General features: G+C 39.2%; 16 protein-coding genes and 2 pseudogenes. 5 read left to right on the top strand and 13 right to left on the bottom strand.

The genetic code is table 11. The features are described from left to right. Positions 1–56: 56 nt before the first annotated feature. Together MD535_RS23980 and MD535_RS23985 are read right to left on the bottom strand one after the other, a co-directional pair. Positions 57–596 (bottom strand): hypothetical protein, encoded by a 540-nt coding sequence (locus MD535_RS23980; RefSeq protein WP_265677691.1) that lies wholly within the window; start codon positions 594–596, stop codon positions 57–59. 104 nt (positions 597–700) lie between these two features. Continuing rightward, on the bottom strand, positions 701–1,801 hold the full coding sequence (locus MD535_RS23985; protein ID WP_265677692.1) for a DNA-binding protein: 1,101 nt from the start codon (positions 1,799–1,801) through the stop codon (positions 701–703). Positions 1,802–2,199: 398 nt separating this feature from the next. Here MD535_RS23985 and MD535_RS23990 point away from each other — a divergent pair, with 398 nt between their 5' ends. The 3 genes and pseudogenes from MD535_RS23990 to MD535_RS24000 form a co-directional block, all read left to right on the top strand. Next, positions 2,200–2,892 (top strand): tyrosine-type recombinase/integrase, encoded by a 693-nt coding sequence (locus MD535_RS23990; protein ID WP_265677693.1) that lies wholly within the window; start codon positions 2,200–2,202, stop codon positions 2,890–2,892. A 105-nt stretch (positions 2,893–2,997) separates the two neighbouring features. After that, positions 2,998–3,309: a hypothetical protein gene (locus MD535_RS23995; RefSeq protein WP_265677694.1), complete on the top strand. Its 312-nt coding sequence runs from the start codon at positions 2,998–3,000 to the stop codon at positions 3,307–3,309. A gap of 66 nt (positions 3,310–3,375) precedes the next feature. Then, positions 3,376–4,095: pseudogene (locus tag MD535_RS24000) on the top strand (phosphomannomutase CpsG); the annotation flags it as partial. Positions 4,096–4,139: 44 nt separating this feature from the next. On the opposite strand, the gene MD535_RS24005 reads toward MD535_RS24000, so the two are convergent. Next, positions 4,140–4,847 (bottom strand): IS6 family transposase, encoded by a 708-nt coding sequence (locus MD535_RS24005; RefSeq protein WP_265677695.1) that lies wholly within the window; start codon positions 4,845–4,847, stop codon positions 4,140–4,142. A gap of 27 nt (positions 4,848–4,874) precedes the next feature. Further along, positions 4,875–5,195, bottom strand: coding sequence for a recombinase family protein (locus MD535_RS24010; RefSeq protein WP_265677696.1), 321 nt, complete (start codon positions 5,193–5,195; stop codon positions 4,875–4,877). 461 nt (positions 5,196–5,656) lie between these two features. Between MD535_RS24010 and MD535_RS24015 the strand changes: the two genes are divergently transcribed. Beyond that, positions 5,657–6,361, top strand: a complete 705-nt coding sequence (locus MD535_RS24015) for a sigma-70 family RNA polymerase sigma factor (protein ID WP_265677706.1) — start codon at positions 5,657–5,659, stop codon at positions 6,359–6,361. Between the two features lie 300 nt (positions 6,362–6,661). Then, a pseudogene (locus tag MD535_RS26440) lies at positions 6,662–6,763 on the top strand (IS6 family transposase); the annotation flags it as partial. Positions 6,764–7,252: 489 nt separating this feature from the next. On the opposite strand, the gene MD535_RS24020 reads toward MD535_RS26440, so the two are convergent. The 9 genes from MD535_RS24020 to MD535_RS24060 all read right to left on the bottom strand — a co-directional run bounded on the left by MD535_RS24020 (position 7,253) and on the right by MD535_RS24060 (position 16,413). Further along, complete coding sequence (locus MD535_RS24020; RefSeq protein WP_265677697.1) at positions 7,253–8,659, bottom strand: HipA domain-containing protein; 1,407 nt, start codon at positions 8,657–8,659, stop codon at positions 7,253–7,255. Next, positions 8,652–8,987, bottom strand: a complete 336-nt coding sequence (locus MD535_RS24025; RefSeq protein ID WP_265677698.1) for a helix-turn-helix domain-containing protein — start codon at positions 8,985–8,987, stop codon at positions 8,652–8,654. Before MD535_RS24025 ends, MD535_RS24020 begins: the two co-directional genes overlap by 8 nt. A 167-nt stretch (positions 8,988–9,154) precedes the next feature. Beyond that, positions 9,155–9,841 (bottom strand): IS6 family transposase, encoded by a 687-nt coding sequence (locus MD535_RS24030; RefSeq protein WP_265677699.1) that lies wholly within the window; start codon positions 9,839–9,841, stop codon positions 9,155–9,157. A gap of 391 nt (positions 9,842–10,232) precedes the next feature. Continuing rightward, positions 10,233–11,333 carry a hypothetical protein gene (locus MD535_RS24035; RefSeq protein WP_265677700.1) on the bottom strand — a complete coding sequence of 367 codons (1,101 nt, stop codon included), beginning with the start codon at positions 11,331–11,333 and terminating at the stop codon, positions 10,233–10,235. A gap of 55 nt (positions 11,334–11,388) precedes the next feature. Next, on the bottom strand, positions 11,389–12,174 hold the full coding sequence (locus tag MD535_RS24040) for a fimbrial biogenesis chaperone (protein WP_265677701.1): 786 nt from the start codon (positions 12,172–12,174) through the stop codon (positions 11,389–11,391). Between the two features lie 13 nt (positions 12,175–12,187). Continuing rightward, positions 12,188–14,815 (bottom strand): TcfC E-set like domain-containing protein, encoded by a 2,628-nt coding sequence (locus tag MD535_RS24045; protein WP_265677702.1) that lies wholly within the window; start codon positions 14,813–14,815, stop codon positions 12,188–12,190. An 89-nt stretch (positions 14,816–14,904) separates the two neighbouring features. Continuing rightward, complete coding sequence (locus tag MD535_RS24050) at positions 14,905–15,378, bottom strand: CS1 type fimbrial major subunit (RefSeq protein WP_265677703.1); 474 nt, start codon at positions 15,376–15,378, stop codon at positions 14,905–14,907. A gap of 168 nt (positions 15,379–15,546) precedes the next feature. Continuing rightward, positions 15,547–15,930: a hypothetical protein gene (locus tag MD535_RS24055; RefSeq protein WP_265677704.1), complete on the bottom strand. Its 384-nt coding sequence runs from the start codon at positions 15,928–15,930 to the stop codon at positions 15,547–15,549. Positions 15,931–16,062: 132 nt separating this feature from the next. Further along, on the bottom strand, positions 16,063–16,413 hold the full coding sequence (locus MD535_RS24060; protein WP_265677705.1) for a LysR family transcriptional regulator: 351 nt from the start codon (positions 16,411–16,413) through the stop codon (positions 16,063–16,065). Positions 16,414–16,576 lie beyond the last annotated feature (163 nt).

Raw genomic sequence — 16,576 nt, forward strand, 5'->3', positions numbered from 1 at the left:
CTTTAGCACTGAAACTAGAGAACGAACAACACCAAATTAGCAACGAATGTTTCCCACTATAGGATTAACCATACTACTGCTATAAAGCATGCGAAACCAACCCATATGAAAGGACTGGGGTTTACCCCTTCATTATCATCAGTATGAATCGAATCAAGGATACTTTTTGCTGATAGTTCCTCTTCATAATGCTCAATCGTGACATTGTGAATAACAGTCGGCAAGTCGTTAAATTCCAAGAAAGCACGACCTATTAAGGTTCTGTGGTTTCCACCGCCATTTACATAATAGCGGTCTCTTACACAGGCAAAGTACCAACCTTCCTTTTTATCGTTTGATAAGTAGTATTCTGGATTTTCAGCCAACTCTCGCAAACATTTATGCGGATGCTGTAACTCACCTTTTTCCAGTATTTCTCCCCATCTACGGCCAATATAGTTTCCATTGTCAGTACCCACAACATCTTTCAAGTCAACAGAACCAACGGTGGTCTTAAGTTTCTTATATTGGTTTTCATCAAATTTCATTAATGTCTGCACGGAAAAGGAGTAGTTTGATTTAAAGAGCTCCACCGCTTCTGTCTCATAACGACGCATACGTATACCAACTTCCTGATTTCCACACCAAGCTCGATAACAAGCGGCACATACCATGAACAATCAATACCACTTATGTTAATTGATTTTCAATGAGTTCCACACTATTTAGACTCACCATCAGATGTTAGCTTTCCAACCAACGTTTCAACTCTGGTTTTCTCGTCTGCTAGTTCTTTTTTTAGTTGCTCAACTGCACCTGCAAGAGTGGTATTCTCGTTGGTGACGGACACAAGATTCTCTTTCGCTTGCAGCAGTTCAGTATTTCTATCTTCGAGGGTGACGTTTTTATTTGCTAGCTCACGTATGCGCGTGTTGGCTTCATCCAAGTTTTGATTCGTGACACCAAGAGATATGTTGGTTGCGCTCAACTCTCCAGCTGTAACCTGGTGTTGGCTCTTTTCATCAATCAACTCTTGTTTAAGTTCGACAAGTTGCTTCTCTTTAACTTCAAGCTGGCCTTCTACATTGGCAACTTTTTTGCCTGAAGAAGAAAGGTCTTTCTCCAACTTAATAACCTTCTTGCTCAACTCAGAGTTTTCTTTCTCTGTAGCTTCTAGAGAGGCATGTTTGGCAGCAAGCGAAGTTCTTATCTGACTCAAAGACTCTTCAAGGGTTTTAGTCAGTGCGCCTAATCTACTTACCTCTTCATTTAGACCAATGATTCTGTCTTCTCTCTCCAACAGCTTGTTGTTGAGGTTTTGGACCTGCGATTGTAGCGACGATTCTGAACGCTCTAGATTGATGATCTTGTTATCTTTTTGCTCTAGAGCCTCGTTACTGTCTTCGATTGTGTTGTAGGCGACTTCAAGCTCTTGCTCGATACTTTGTACTCTTTCACCAGCTTCGATGGATTGTGCTTTTGCATTTTCAATCGCCTTGTTAAGTCGGCCTTCTACTATATTGTGGGCAGCATCGTTGACCCTATGAATCATTGCTTCGATATCAGACAGTACTACCGCAGCAATCTCCGAGATTTCAGGTGGCAGTTCGTGGGTTTTCGACTCAGGTTCCGCGGGCAAACTCAGTTCCTGCTCTATTTTCCCTTGCTCCAATAGTTCGGTGTAAGTGCTGTACAACGTTGCGGGGCGCCCTTTTCCAATTACAGAACGAAGGCTCGTTTTGTTTATGTTGCGACCAGTCTCATTCAACTGTCGAACTGCATCAATGATGTCGTTATCAGTGAAACTTCTATCACGAGCCATAAGGCACCCTCTCTAAGTAGAAAATTTGTATGTTTGTTTTATTTGTTTTGTATCATACCAAACATACAAAACATTGTCATGTGTAATCTATGCTCAGTGATTTACCAGAGAGTGCAAAAGTGACACTGTAGCACTTTTACTAAACTTTCTATTTCTAGTAAGTGGTGAAGATTATTGCTATATTTAGATCTTTATTTCCTTATTACCTAAAATGGAAATTAAGAAAGATCTAATACTAGTGTTGGCATTCTGATTATTTTATATATAATTCAATAGCTTATGATTTTGCTTGCTTTTAGAGATGTGATCGTAGAATTGAGATCCGTTACGGACCAAATAAGCTGATCAAACAAGCCATGTTCAGCTTTTATTATTAAGTGAATGAAAAAGGCGCTTAAGTGTCAAATTCAAGAAAAACACTTTCTTTTGCTCCAAAGAGCAAAGATATAACCGATTTTATTTTAGATAAAATTTATGATGTAAATCCAGTTGTGTCCAATTTGCTGAATATGCAACGATTAACTGGTTTGCGATTCTCTGACTGTCGTTCCCTTCGTGTGAGACAGTTTATTGACCGATTTGGATTCGTTAGCGAGTTTACACACGTTCAACAGAAGTTGTACAACTCGGCGATCACAAGAATGCTCAACCACCCCGTTAAGTCAGAATGGCCTCCTGAGAAGATAGAGCGTGAAGCAAAAAACAAGAGTTTACTTCGTATCTATGTTACAGAAACCATGCAAAAGATAGTCGAGGACACACTAGAGCAACAAAAGTGGAATCCATATTTCACTAAAGACCACCTTTTTGCTAGTTCGCACGCTCGCTCAAATGGCGAGCCTATTACAAGACAGTATGTGAATCGGATGTTGAAATCTGAGTCACTCACTAAAGCGTTAGCTCCACTTGGGTTAACTAATCGCAATCTGGGCACTCATAGTTTTCGAAAAGATTTTGGACAAAGGCTTCTAGAGAATGGGGCTACTGTTGTCGATATAAAAGACTTACTTGGTCAACACTCTCTTGAGAGCACAATTCGTTATCTTTCATCTGATGACGAGAAGAAACGTTCACTCATTGAAAAACTATAGACTCTAGTCTTACTGTCTGATTTAAACTATTATTTTTCAAGCAGCTACATCTAACTATGCCAAATAGTTCTTGTGAGGGTTGTTGGTGTCGGTGAACAACAAAGATTGAAACTTTTCTGTTACGCGGGGCTGATTGCTAAGCTGCCTTTGGTGGTTTACCGTTACCCAGTATATGATCTTGATATTGGTGACTATAACTTTAATATTATCGACCTCGGTAACAGACATCAGGTTGATGAAAACGGTCTTGCATACATTGAGCAAGATAAGCTAGTGGCCGCTGCTCAAGCAACGATTCAATACCTACTTGATAGTGAGATGCGTAGCAAGAATATGGAGTCTAATTACTTAATTGGTGAGAAAAACCTTTCTTACCCCGCCCTGAAAAATATCTTAACTGAAGTTTTCGCATCTTAATTCCGAACAATAATGATTAATAAAGGAGGCGTTGACCTCCTTTTCTCTAGTTACAATGAGATACCTATGGAAAAGTTAACTTGTTTTAAAGCTTACGATATTCGTGGCAAGCTCGGTGAAGAGCTAAATGATGATATTGCTTATCGAATTGGTCGTGCTTTCGGTCAATACCTCAAACCTAAAACTATCGTAGTGGGTGGTGATGTGCGTGAGACATCGGAGCCATTAAAACTAGCGCTCGCCAATGGCCTAATGGATGCTGGTGTTGATGTGATTGATATTGGTATGACGGGAACAGAAGAAATTTATTATGCGACGAAAACGTTGGGTGTTGATGGTGGTATCGAGGTTACAGCCAGTCACAACCCGATCAACTATAATGGCATGAAGCTCGTGCGCGAAGAGGCTAAGCCTATCAGTGGTGATACTGGGCTTCACGATATTCAAGCATTAGCAGAAAGCAACCAGTTTGAAGTCATTACTTCAAAAGGCAGCTTTAGCAAGATGAACCATCTCGATGATTATACTGATCATCTTCTTACTTATATCTCTGTCGCCAATATCAAACCTTTAAAGCTAGTGGTGAACCCAGGTAACGGCGCGGCAGGCCAGGTGATTGATGTACTAGAAGAGAAGTTTGCTCAACTCAATGTGCCGATTGAATTTGTTAAAATTCATCATATTCCAGACGCTTCGTTCCCTAACGGCATTCCCAACCCATTACTTCCAGAAAATAGAAAAGACACTTCGGATGCAGTGTTAAAACATAATGCCGATATGGCTCTGTTGCAAATAAGTGTCGTAAGTGAATGGAACCTCGAGGGGAGCTATCAAGCCCTCATCAAGGCATTAGTTATTAGGCAGATCTCTCCTGCTGTTCCTCGACCGTATTGCCATATTTCGAATTGACCTTTCTTGAACATATGCATTACCTCAAAACCTTTCAGCGTGGCATACGCCGTTTTCATGGTCTTAAATCCGCGGACTGGGTGGATAAGTCGTTTTAGTTTTCCATGATCCGCTTCAACAGCATTGTTTAGGTATTTAACCTGGCGGTGAACTACCTCATCGGGGCATTTTCCTTGAGCTTTTAACACCCGAATAGCCACGCCGTATGCCGGCGCTTTATCGGTATTGATTGTGTGAGGGTATTCCCAACTTTTTAGCCCTCTCAGTGCCTTTGCTAAAAAACGCTGGGCCGCTTTAGCGTTACGAGTGGTAGACAGGAAGAAGTCGATCGTTTCTCCACGTTTATCCACCGCTCGATAGAGGTAAACCCACTTTCCTTTTACTTTGATGTACGTCTCATCGACCTTCCAACTCCCCCCTGAGCGCGGACGCCAATACCATTTGAGCTTTTCTTGAATGAGTGGAGCATATCGTTGAACACATCGATAGATTGTCGTGTGGTCAACGTTGACACCGCGCTCATTCAGCATCTCTTCAAGTTCACGATAACTGATACCGTATTTACAATACCAACGGACAGCCCAAATGATGATGTCGTATTTGAAATGACGATTCTTAAAGACGTTCATGATGGATAACCGCGGCTAGAAATAATGCTAGATTAACCATCCATGCTTTATTTGCAACAGAGCCTCGATAGGGTCGTTTAAGCTAACAATGCCCACTTCCATGTTGGTAAATGAATCGATCAATTCAATCAGGTGCTTAAGAGAGCGACCTAATCGATCGAGTTTATACACAACAATGACATCATGAGGGCGAAGTTGAGTAATCAGTTCATTTAATGCAGGCCGAGACGTTTTTGCTCCAGAGGCAATATCAGAAAAAATTTTTTCGCAGCCGTACTTTCTCAACGCATCCGTTTGCAAGTCAAACTCTTGCTCCTTGGTGCTAATCCTTTGGTACCCAAAAATCATAAAAGTTCGCGTTACTCATCATTATGTAGGTAATTAAGACTCTGATTATAATGACGAGTTTTTCGTACATCTGTGAGGAGGATTCAAGAACCAGAAGAGGAGTGGAAATGAAGTCCAATTAAACGAACGTCAAAATGAACTTTCCTCTCAAGTAATGTGAGCCAAGAATACGGCGATGTAATTAAGTCGACAGGATTATGATCTTGAGCTGCTACAGTTAATCATTACGTGGCATTATCCAATGATTGCACATTATGCCAGATGTTTCATACTATAAAGTTTATCCCTTAGGGTGTGACAGTGGTTAGGTGAATGGTTTCATGGAAATGAAAAAAGACTTAAAGACAAATGCGTATTCTCGTTACCTTCAGGACAATACCGTATAATGATGCTCTTGCTCAGCACTGAGTAAATCCTTTCCGGTAATGTCACAACAAGGTGATAAACTTGCCCGAGATGTGATGATTACTTCAAACCTCCGCTTAGTGGTTAAAATTGCTAGACGTTACATAAAGCGAGGGCTTAGTCATCATACAATTTTAGACCTCATAGAGGAAGGTAACTTAGGCTTGATGAAGGCCGTTGATAAGTTTAACCCAGACCTGGGATATCGCTTTAGTTCTTATGCCGTTTGGTGGATCAAAGAAAGCATTGAGTCATCCATCATGAATAAAGAAAGGATGGTGAGGTTGCCCGTTCATCGTATCAAAGAGGTGAATCGGCTAATACGTCAAACCAATGAAATACGAACCGGTCTAAGCGGGACTCCTTCTATGACAGAAATAGAGGCAGTTTCTGAGTGGGATAAAAAAGACATAGGTGAGCTTATTCAATGGAGCGATGGAATGTCTGTAAGAACGTCAGTCATGACTGAGCATACTGAATATATGAGTATTGATACTTGTCGCTCAGAAGCTCCCGAGCCAGTAGATGTTTATTATGAGGCACGGTTTGCGGCAGCATTAGAAAAAGCGGTACAAAGTTTACCTGACTTACACCGCGAGATTGTCACCTCACGCTATGGCTTATTTGGCCATGAAATTAAGAAGTTACAGTGCTTGAGTGAGGTATATGGCATATCGAAAGAACGGGTTAGGCAGCTGCAATATGATGGTCTAAAGAAACTGCAAAACAAGTTGCGTTTTGATGGGTGGCTTGATTGCTAATGAAGTGGCTAAAGGCGACGGTATTCGATATTGTAATAGAGTAAACTCCTGCTACACATAAGAAAGTGATTTTGATTCAGAAAAAGCAAAAGAAATGACCATAACAATATGAGAGTCAGGCCTACCAGTTTAATTCTTAAATAAAGTGAGCCGGTGAATGATGTTTGCAAGCCCGTTCTCAGTTAAAGTGAGTTCATTCTTACAGATTGTGAGTCGGAGTTTCGGCTTATTCGCAGATAATGTGAGCCAAGAATGCGCGATGTAATCAAGTCGAAGTGATTATGTTCGCGAGCCACTACAGCTACCATGTCGGGACAAGAAGTCTGGACTCAAATCAAACGAGGGCAAGTTGGTGATTTAAGTTTGCCCGCTTGGGAGCGCTTTTACGCGCTCGCAGCCTAATTGTATCTAGGGGTTTAGAGCGTCTGCATCTAGCTTAAACTTTGCGACAGAACCCGCAAGTCTCATTGATTTCGCCTAGTTATAGTAGCCAACTACCATTCAACACAAATCAATTTAGTTGAATGTTTTTTGAACAGTCAAATTTCAAGTTTCTGTAGTTTGATGAGCATCTAGAATGAAGGTTTTGTACTTGTAGGGCGTTGAAATTGGCGTACTAACTCGCACCAAAAGTTTCGGATACTGAACGAATGAGTGGAGCGCGTGTTGCAGATTTTTCACATTGTCATACTGCTAAAGAGTGCAGTAATCAAGTATTATATCGGTCCAAAATGTTCCTAAACTGTGAATCTTGGCTACCATAATAAGAGATGTTTGAGCCCCTTTCTGCATACTAAAAGTTGTTCAGTGGATAGGTTTTGACTGAAGCTCTCACTCGCTATTGTCCAAAGGTAACTTATACACTGCCAATGACCGCCCCTGCATTTGCCGTTAAAGAAGTTCGCTCATTTCTGGCACACTGTCGGCTTGCCCTAGTAAGTATTCACATTCTGCTTGGATGAGTGATACACATAGTTCTATGTTTTCACGCTCTTTATTATCAATTCCTTGAGCTTCGGCAAGTTCAATCGTTTCTTTCAGGGCATTCTTTATGGCACCAACGGTTTCCACTATTATGGAAGCCATTTTGGTGCCTGAATAGCCGAGTAGAGCGCCAAACTCAGCTAAATCATAGCTGGTGATAGGACGTCGGAAATTACCTTTCGGTAGATTTTGAAGGTCTTCGCTTTCCCAATCCCCAATCGACATTGCAAAATATTGAGGGATACTGGCGGCACGACCCTCATGAGCAGACAATTCCCCGCTTCGCGAGTTGCGTTTTGCCCCCTCTTGAGCAATAGCTTCTATGTTCACTAAATCGTAAAAAGGGGTCAACTCAAGCCCTTTAGGGGTCACGAAAAAGCTAATATTTTTACCATGAGCATCGTAGTTTAGAGTTGCTAGATTAAACAGCATCCATTGGGTAAGCTTTAGGTTAGTGATTACCGTGTCTCTAGTTTTGACGTTGAGTAGGCGTGGGAAAGAAACACCATCACGCATATATACACCATCGCCTTCATCCCCATTCTGACGTTCGTATTTGTAACTAGGGGGCAAGTCAGTCGCCTGACAGCCATCAATCACATGTTTCCGTTGAACGATATTACGAGCTTCAATATAAGCACGATCGAACCGCTCTATTATCAATGCCCTAGTCTTCCCTATGCGATTTAGCTCAACATTAGCGACATCCAAACCAGCTAGCTTGGCTAATGTCATACAAAAGAACTCATTAACAGCAATACACGGTGCTTTACCACTTTCAAACTTCAGAATGTAGTTCGAACTTAATTTGCCTTCGCCAAATCCCCATTCATCACCGCGCTTAAGTAAGTTTAACTTATTTTGAACTCCAGCAACCGAAAGACGAACCTTACCGTCCCAAAAAACTAATGGCGCTAGATTTCGCTCTAGTCGTTCTATTAGTTCATTATCAGGTACAGATCTAAAACTGGTTTCCTGAGGTTCTGAGCCTAGAACTCGAAAAGATAATGCGCCTGATGTTTCCGCCCCAAGCTTACGAATCAGTCCGAACGTATTGCTTTTGGAGATAGTAGTGTTTTGTATCATCTCCTCAAAGGCTTCTCCTTCGGGAAGGAGATTTCTAAGATAGTTCTCGATACTACGTGGTGAAGCCTGCTCATCGAAAGGAATATGTGGTGAAATCGGGAAACCAGTGTGTGTCCATTCATCTTCATAGATGAATGAGAACTCTGTTTCTGTTCCGACAGGAAGAATCAAACGACCAATTTTGGTATTCGCACCGATAAACACGTCTAACTGCTGTAACTTACTCATACCAACCGTCCTCATTACTTCTCACATTGCTTTCATCTTGGGAGGTTATTTGGCTATTTGGACGAACAAATAGGTTTAAGTCGATAAGGCGTAACGACAGCCCTAAGATATCCATGAGGACTAGCACATTGGCAAAGGTGACACTGGTATCACCTTTTTCTACCTTCATAACTGTCCTACGAGATAAATTGGCTTTTGAAGCGAGATCATCAATACGCCAACCTCTATCGGTACGCTTTGAGCGAATGGCGCTCCCCAACGTTTCCACACTGAACTCGCTATTCAAATCAGGCATAGGTTGTGCTTTTACCATCTTACCTTTTTTCATAAGTGCCTTTTAATGTACTTTTATCGTTTTTAAGTTCGTTCTAAAAACATAAGTTCACTATAACTCACTTTTGTGGCAGCTGTATAAGAAATTATCTATAAGTGCAATTTAAGGATTCTGTCGCAAAGTTTAAGCTAGATGCAGACGCTCTAAACCCCCAGATACAATTAGGCTGCGAGCGCGTAAAAGCGCTCCCAAGCGGGCAAACTTAAATCACCAACTTGCCCTCGTTTGATTTGAGTCCAGACTTCTTGTCCCGACATGGTAGCTATCGCTCCATCCACAGACTTCCAACCTAACGTTTGAGCCATCTTTTGCTTAATGGGTCGATGGCTTTGCTCAACAATATTATTGAGGTATTTCACATCGATAACTTCGATTAAGCTCAGCATAAAAACAACGCTCAGCCATAGATTCACGTTCATATTATGTAAAGCCAAAGCATTAGCTCCGCTCTTGTCTATCACCACTTTCTCTGGCAAACCATTGGTGTTAATCGCCATACGCAGAAAGGCTTGAGCGGCTTTTTCATCGCGCTCTTTGCTTAGGTAAAAATCTACGATATCGCCAAATTGATCAACAGCTCGGTAGTAATACCACCATTCGCCTTTGATCTTGATGTAGGTTTCATCCATGCGCCAAGATGATGAGGTCTGTCTTTTGATTTGACGAGCGTTGGACTCAATCATTGGACCGAAATTGATAACCCAGCGATTAATGGTGGAGTGGTCAACATGACTACCTCGCTCAGCAAGGATCTCTTCGATATCGCGATAGCTAAGCTTATATGACACGTAGTAACGAACTGCTAGAAGAATGATATCCGATGGATGTTGGTAGCCGGAAAAGTCCATGTAATGCTCTAGTTAATGTTAAAAACACCAATTTGAGCATCACTCGTATCATTTAGTTCCCAACGATGCGACAAAGCCTAAATATCTCGTTACGATATAAAAATCTATTTGGACGGCTATCTATGATAAACCGTCTTAACACTAGTTTAACTTCTAAACTCACAATAAGAGATAATTTCATTGAAGTAAAGCATCTCAAATGATGACAGTGATAGAATGTGACGTACAATTCCTTAGTCGCAAGCACTTTATTTCCTCGAGCGGCGGACGAAAAAAGTAAGAGAAAGACCGATATCAGTTAGAACCGAATTGGCCGTAAACTAAAAGCGCTCAATGATGCATAAAGAGCGCTTCAATTAGGGGTATAACTGTTTGTATGGACTGGCAACCCTTAAAGTTTCTCTTCAAAAAGGACTTCTAGGGATGTTACGTAATTCCGTCCCCGAACAGCATCATTAAAGCCATCTATTGTAATATCAAAATAACCCAAGTCATATTGTGGCAAGCCACCGTGCCCCATTAGTCTCGTAATTTCCGCTCTTTGTCCAAAGTCGAGTTGTTGAACGTTAGAACTGGAATTAAATCCTAGTGCAACGCTTAGTCTTAACTTTTCTTCGGGGTCTAAAAAGCAACTTTTACCTGCTATATCAACTTTTTTGTTAAGGCAATTAACAGTAACGTACGTGTCGACATTTGTATTTGCACTGAAGTTAATTCGCCCACTATTACTATTCCCGTTATTCGGGTTTATTGAAACACCATTACCGAAAAACCTAAAGTCGAACGCTTTATCTACAACCATAGAAATGCTGATGTTTGAGTTATCCATATTTTTATAGGCGTAGTAAGACGAGGTTCTAGTAAATTGCAATGCATCACTACTATCTACGTAGCCGATATACTCACCAGCCTTAATAACAGAACTTGTTTCTAGAACCTCTAAAGCAATACCGGCGTACGCCCTACCTGCAGTAGTTCTTCTGAAATAAGCACCTGATTCTACATATGAACTACCAGTCGGACTTATATTTCTGGCATAAAAAAAACCTTGCATCCTATCTGCGCTACCGCCTGGGTATAACCAACGAAAAGAGCAAGGACTCCCTTTAGAACCCTGCCCTGCTTTATAAACAAACGGGGCGCGATGATCAACGTAAAGGGCATAAGGATGAAGGCGGACACGAACAGTGTCATTGGTACCTCGTTTTCGGAGTGTCGTTTCAATAGTTCCTCTCATCAAAGCACTAATCCAATACGACCCATGTCCTCCACCTGAATTATAATTACTAATAGTAAATCCCAAATCATTGGCATATTCCTGGTTAGAAGAGCAATTTCCAATCGGCTGCCCATTACTTGCCTTGGCAAACCCATTCGTACTAGTAGAAGGACTGTACGAAAAATAAGTGTCTATATTTACATTAGCTTCTACAGACTGGTTCAAAAATATCAACAAGAACATAGAGAACACAAATCGACTTTTAGATATCATATAGCAATCTCAAAGTAAAACATTGAATCAATAAACAAAAGATATTATAAAGTCGTTAATAGCTGTTGCCTTTTATAGTTTCTAGAGTACCTGAATAATCGTTCAATTTACATTCGTAGCTTTTAGTGTCACTGCCTTGAGTTAAACTACGAGATCTTCCAGGGGTGAGTCTAATTTGGCCTAGAATTTCACACAAATTTGACTCTGAGCAAACATTACAGTCATCTAATGTTACGATGGAGTCACCATCGTTTGTAACGTAAAATTCCTTTCCTGTTTTTTTTACATTGATGCTATTATTGGGCTTAGTCTTTTTTATAGCCACAAGAGAAGACACACCAACCGATATAAACACTTCTGTATTAATATTGTTTTTATAATCAGAATTATCTTCCAAATTAAATGCTAACTGAGGTTGAAATCTGACCTTAAAATAAAGATCACTTTCAAGTTTAGAACGCTCCGTATTATAAAACAACCTTACATTTACCCTAGAGCCTGGAGCTATGATGAATTTTTTAGGCGATATTATCAAACTATCACTTAGGACATTAGTTACATCTTTAAGTTCTTCCGAATCAGAACTCGAGGAAATAACCTCCATAACTTTAGAGTCAACGTAGGCTGGTTCTCTAGAATTAGTATTAGTTATGCTTATTAGCATTGAGCGATTGTCCATTGAAAGTACATTAAGTTTATCGGATACCTTTATAGTTCCTGATGCAGCGTAACAATTCACACTAACTAGCATAAACATAAGTGAAAGTATAATAGCACTTATCTTTTTACTAGAAATTACTGATCTAATAAACATATATTTCCCCATCATTATAAATTGCATTTTGACACCAAAATTAACTACAATCCAAATCACCAATGTATAGTATACTGCTACCTGCTTGGGTATTTTTCAGATGACCACTTAGATCTTTCTTACATATAAAAATATCATTTTCAAATATCTCTATTTCGGGACTTTCTTGTAGCATGGTAAGTCTAAAGCTATGTTTCTTCACTGAACTTGGATCATCAACTATAAACTCATCGCTACCTGCATGATTTTTTATCATCACATTTACGTTGCGACTAACTCCTTTAGTTGAGTAGTATCCTAATATTTCTAGTTTTGGGTTGTGTTTAACTTCAACATTGGCGTAATTGTACCTATAAGTCACAAATGTGTTAGCTTGATAACTAGTGTCGAGTCCATTATTAGACGACAAATATAGATCATTAACATCATATGTATTAAGCGGGATAAAGTTTTTTCCTGTGCTCAACATCTGTCCTGCTGATCTATTACTCGATGACGCTAAAATGGAACCCTCGTTTTCTATATCAGTTTTTATATCAACAATCACTCCGGAGTCTGCGACAGAAGATGAAGCTACAAAACTACCCTCTGACTGGTAAAAGGCACCAGAAGCATTAGTGTATACATTGTATTTTTGATTCTGAACACTATAATTACCACCATAACCGAAGTTGATTTTGCTATCGCTTTTATTAACACTAGCGATCAATGAAGAACCGTCTTGATTATAAGAGACACCATAATATTCATTACCTTTGTCTCTAGATTTAGATAACCCTAATTGATAGTTATTACGATTTTGGTAAATAGACATACTCCCGTTCAATCGCCAGTCTTTTTCATTTGATAAATCACTAAGTGCTAAAATTACATTTAATCTTATAGATGAATCGCTACGAGAATTATGATAAATTCCCACAGAAGCATTCGCATTGACCCCCATAATACGCATTGATTTTCTTGACTCTATATAGTTGTTAAATAATTCATCACCTTCAATACGTGTGAGATTACCACCAATCAAAATTGAATCAGAAAGTGTAGCGTTAACATTAATATTAGTACTATAGTTCAGGTTGTATGTTTCCGCAGAACCTACCAACGTATACTGCGCCATTCCAGAAACTGACCATCTACTCTCGACAATTGACTTATTAAAATTCAATCCAAACTTTTTATTAGCCTTGCTTATCGAAACATTACCTTGGTAGTGACTATTTGCTTCACCTTTTACACTCAAGCCACTTAAAAAATAAACGTTCTCTTGCTCATAAAGCATACCATAGCTATACCCTAACAAAGAGTCAAAAAGGCCAGCCTTACTTTCTGCAAATAGAACTCCCCCAGCGGGCTTGATATTGTACGTGGTATTACAGTTGTCGTTAAAAAGAGAACCACACGTATCGCCAGAACCACCTAGAAGAACCTGAAGTGAACTATCATCTATAGTGTTACTATTATAAACCCTCTCTGTAATTGGAGTTAACACATCTCCATTCAACGTTGTTCTTTCTATGTTTACATTATAGATGCCATCGGGAAGTTCATTTACAGGTATTCGCGTCTGTCCTCCAGTAACAACCTGTCGCCATATACTTGCACCTTCTCTTACAACCTCTATACTTCCCGCGACCGGCATGTAGATCTCTATATTTCTATTTGCTTGATTATTACTAATGAGAAGCTCATTGGTCCTAGAAAAATTATACCCTAAGAACGTATCAGCATTAACGGGATTTATTGTTCCGCTGCCAAATGACAAGTTATTCCGGTTAATGGCACCAAAAGAGTGCTTGTTTATTTTGTTTATATTTGAAAAATTAATGCCTCTAACATTTAAGCTATTGCTATCGACGCTTAATTCTGTTGTCGCATAAGAACTACCCATCGAACCTGAAATTTCTGTGTTTAAATATGCGCTTTGACTATCATTTTGAGCTCCAACGCTAGCATTGTACTTTATTCTAGATGAAAAGTAACTAGTTCCACTTTCTGGTATAAAATTCTCATTAGGATCGTAGATAAAATTGTTATTTACAGTTCTACCTTCTTCATTAGTTATAGTTGTTTCTACTTGTTTAGTCTTGTTAGAACCGGTGTAAAGACTGTATGCCACCATGTTACCCTGATGCACATACTCGTAATTGCACTTATCACGAGGATAAGATTCGTTTAAACGATATTTACATGATTTTATTTCAATCATATCGTCTTTTACACTGCCCTCACCAATAATTTTTTCATTAAGTACAATATCTACTGGATAAGTATAAGCTATATTTTCAAAGCCCAATGGAACAATTTCCATGTTGTTTCTTTTTTGAACAAGAGGTTTACTAACAAGAACTCCAGCCTTACTTTTGGTTTCGTAAACGATAACTTCTCTTCCACTTAAGGATTCAGTATTCCTGCTGTATGTAGGTGGTAAAGCTAGTTTATACTTTAATTGGTTGTTATTGACAATTTGGCCTTCCGTATGATCATCTACTCCTATACACACACCGCCATTAACTTCATAGAATGCAATATATCCATTATTATCACGAACAAGTTTATAAATACTTTGTGCAGTATCGTTTTCAATAACATTTCGTTCTCCTGCGCAGAACACTTGATTGACCCTTCTGCCATCAAGTATTGATTCAGAAAAATCATCATTTTGAAACATAGCTTGCAATATAAACACGGACAACATAATTTTAACATCACACTTAATAAATTTAAAAGAGCTCGCGATGCGAGCTCTTAAACTCTCTTTTAAACTTTATCTTCAAATAGAAGCTGTATCGAGCCTGAATAAGAACCGGCGGCCTGTGAGTTGCCTGGTGTTCCTGTAATTTCTAATACATAATTATCTCCAGAAGCGGAAGCAGGCACTCCCGAAATAGACGTATAATTAGAGCTTAGTGCTTTACTATCAAGCTTGATATTTAATGGAATCGTATTAGTGCCACTTGTTAACTCCGCATTGTTTACTAATAACGCACTTAAGCCAGCTTCATATTTTGCATTCAAGGTCAATGTGTAAGTGCTTAGCTTATTTGAAACTTCATCGTAATTTAAATTAATGGTTGACGGCCATGCTCCTGTAACTGGAGCAACAGAGAAAGTTGTACTAGGGATTGTAGTTGTTACTGTTAGTATTTGAGATACTTGTTCGCCAGTAGCAGCGTTGGTCATGCCAGAAATTGCTGCTAGTGATGTAATCAAAGCGATTTTTTTAAAGTTCATTTCTTTGTCTTCCTTCATTTGATTGTTGATGACGATAAGTCATGCGCGTATTATAGGCGTAGCACTTTAATACGCTAGGTAATGACCCATTTCATTTTTGATCAACGGTTTTATTATGTAACCGTCATTTTCGCTAACTCTTAAGCGCCGTCCGAATACGACAGATAACTACTTGAAGTTAATGTTTATCATTCCTTCGTTTTCTTTTATTAACCAATTAAGTATCGCATTATCTCGCAATTTTCTTTTGTCATAGATGACATATAGTTTCACTCTCGGATTTTTTAGGGTTTCGAATACTTGAAATCTAGTCCTATCAATCTGTTTTTTTGCACTTAAACCAATTGTTGGAGACATTTCCATAGATGTTAGATAGTCAGAGTAGCTATCAGTAATAAATGATACATTGCTACCACTTTCAATATCACAGATTCTTTTTAAGAAGGCACCTTCGTTGTCCAACCACCTCATCAATGAGTACTTAGCCCTAGTTTTGGGCATATTTTTATATGAGTCTTCAGAAAAAATTTCTTTGAACCAAATAGTTGCCATTCGTCATCATAAATTGGTATTGCACCAAATATTTTCTCCATAGGCAGTTCGAAATCTAAAAGCAAGTCTATATGACCTGTTCTCATCGCATCAAACACGTTTTTTTTTCTGAATAGAAATGCCCAAAGTCTATTAAAATATCCTTGTTTTTTCTGATGTATATGTTTTTACTACTTGTTTGAAAGAGTTTAATGAGATAAATGTAGGTGCTATGATGCGCAACTCATCTTTTGGTTCTCGAGACTTATGTACATAACTTACTAGCTGGTTAATAGGGTCTTTCACATCATTATATAAAATGTCTGCAAACTTAGTAGGAGTGAGCCGGCTACTATTATTAATAAAAAGAAGCTCGCCTAGTTCTTCTTCCAGACTAGAAATTACCCTCGATAGTGTAGGGGAAGATACGTCTAACTCTCGCGAAGCACTTTTAAGACCACCCTTTCGATAAACAGACTCAAAGTAAGCTAACTTTTTTATCATCTAATGTTCCTCCTCTTTAAGGCTCCAGCCTAGATATTGTTCACATCACTGAAGTTTTAACGTTCATACAGAGCCGACAACATTATCATGCCATGCATTTCAATTATGAAATCATCAATTAAATTGACAAATACTCATAGCTCACGCTACGTATTATAGAGAT

The sequence above is a fragment of the Vibrio qingdaonensis genome, from assembly GCF_026191675.1.
Taxonomy (GTDB): Bacteria; Pseudomonadota; Gammaproteobacteria; order Enterobacterales; family Vibrionaceae; genus Vibrio; species Vibrio qingdaonensis.

What these genes read in the sequence shown, in the direction of transcription:
- MD535_RS24020 (WP_265677697.1), bottom strand. Translation starts at nt 8,659, where the DNA reads ATGAGTAAGTTACAGCAGTTAGACGTGTTTATCGGTGCGAATACCAAA.
- MD535_RS24010 (WP_265677696.1), bottom strand. Translation starts at nt 5,195, where the DNA reads ATGATTTTTGGGTACCAAAGGATTAGCACCAAGGAGCAAGAGTTTGAC.
- MD535_RS24055 (WP_265677704.1), bottom strand. Translation starts at nt 15,930, where the DNA reads ATGGCAACTATTTGGTTCAAAGAAATTTTTTCTGAAGACTCATATAAA.
- MD535_RS23985 (WP_265677692.1), bottom strand. Translation starts at nt 1,801, where the DNA reads ATGGCTCGTGATAGAAGTTTCACTGATAACGACATCATTGATGCAGTT.
- MD535_RS23980 (WP_265677691.1), bottom strand. Translation starts at nt 596, where the DNA reads ATGCGTCGTTATGAGACAGAAGCGGTGGAGCTCTTTAAATCAAACTAC.
- MD535_RS24025 (WP_265677698.1), bottom strand. Translation starts at nt 8,987, where the DNA reads ATGAAAAAAGGTAAGATGGTAAAAGCACAACCTATGCCTGATTTGAAT.
- MD535_RS24005 (WP_265677695.1), bottom strand. Translation starts at nt 4,847, where the DNA reads ATGAACGTCTTTAAGAATCGTCATTTCAAATACGACATCATCATTTGG.
- MD535_RS24035 (WP_265677700.1), bottom strand. Translation starts at nt 11,333, where the DNA reads ATGATATCTAAAAGTCGATTTGTGTTCTCTATGTTCTTGTTGATATTT.
- MD535_RS24030 (WP_265677699.1), bottom strand. Translation starts at nt 9,841, where the DNA reads ATGGACTTTTCCGGCTACCAACATCCATCGGATATCATTCTTCTAGCA.
- MD535_RS24015 (WP_265677706.1), top strand. Translation starts at nt 5,657, where the DNA reads ATGATTACTTCAAACCTCCGCTTAGTGGTTAAAATTGCTAGACGTTAC.
- MD535_RS24060 (WP_265677705.1), bottom strand. Translation starts at nt 16,413, where the DNA reads ATGATAAAAAAGTTAGCTTACTTTGAGTCTGTTTATCGAAAGGGTGGT.
- MD535_RS24040 (WP_265677701.1), bottom strand. Translation starts at nt 12,174, where the DNA reads ATGCAATTTATAATGATGGGGAAATATATGTTTATTAGATCAGTAATT.
- MD535_RS24045 (WP_265677702.1), bottom strand. Translation starts at nt 14,815, where the DNA reads ATGTTTCAAAATGATGATTTTTCTGAATCAATACTTGATGGCAGAAGG.
- MD535_RS24050 (WP_265677703.1), bottom strand. Translation starts at nt 15,378, where the DNA reads ATGAACTTTAAAAAAATCGCTTTGATTACATCACTAGCAGCAATTTCT.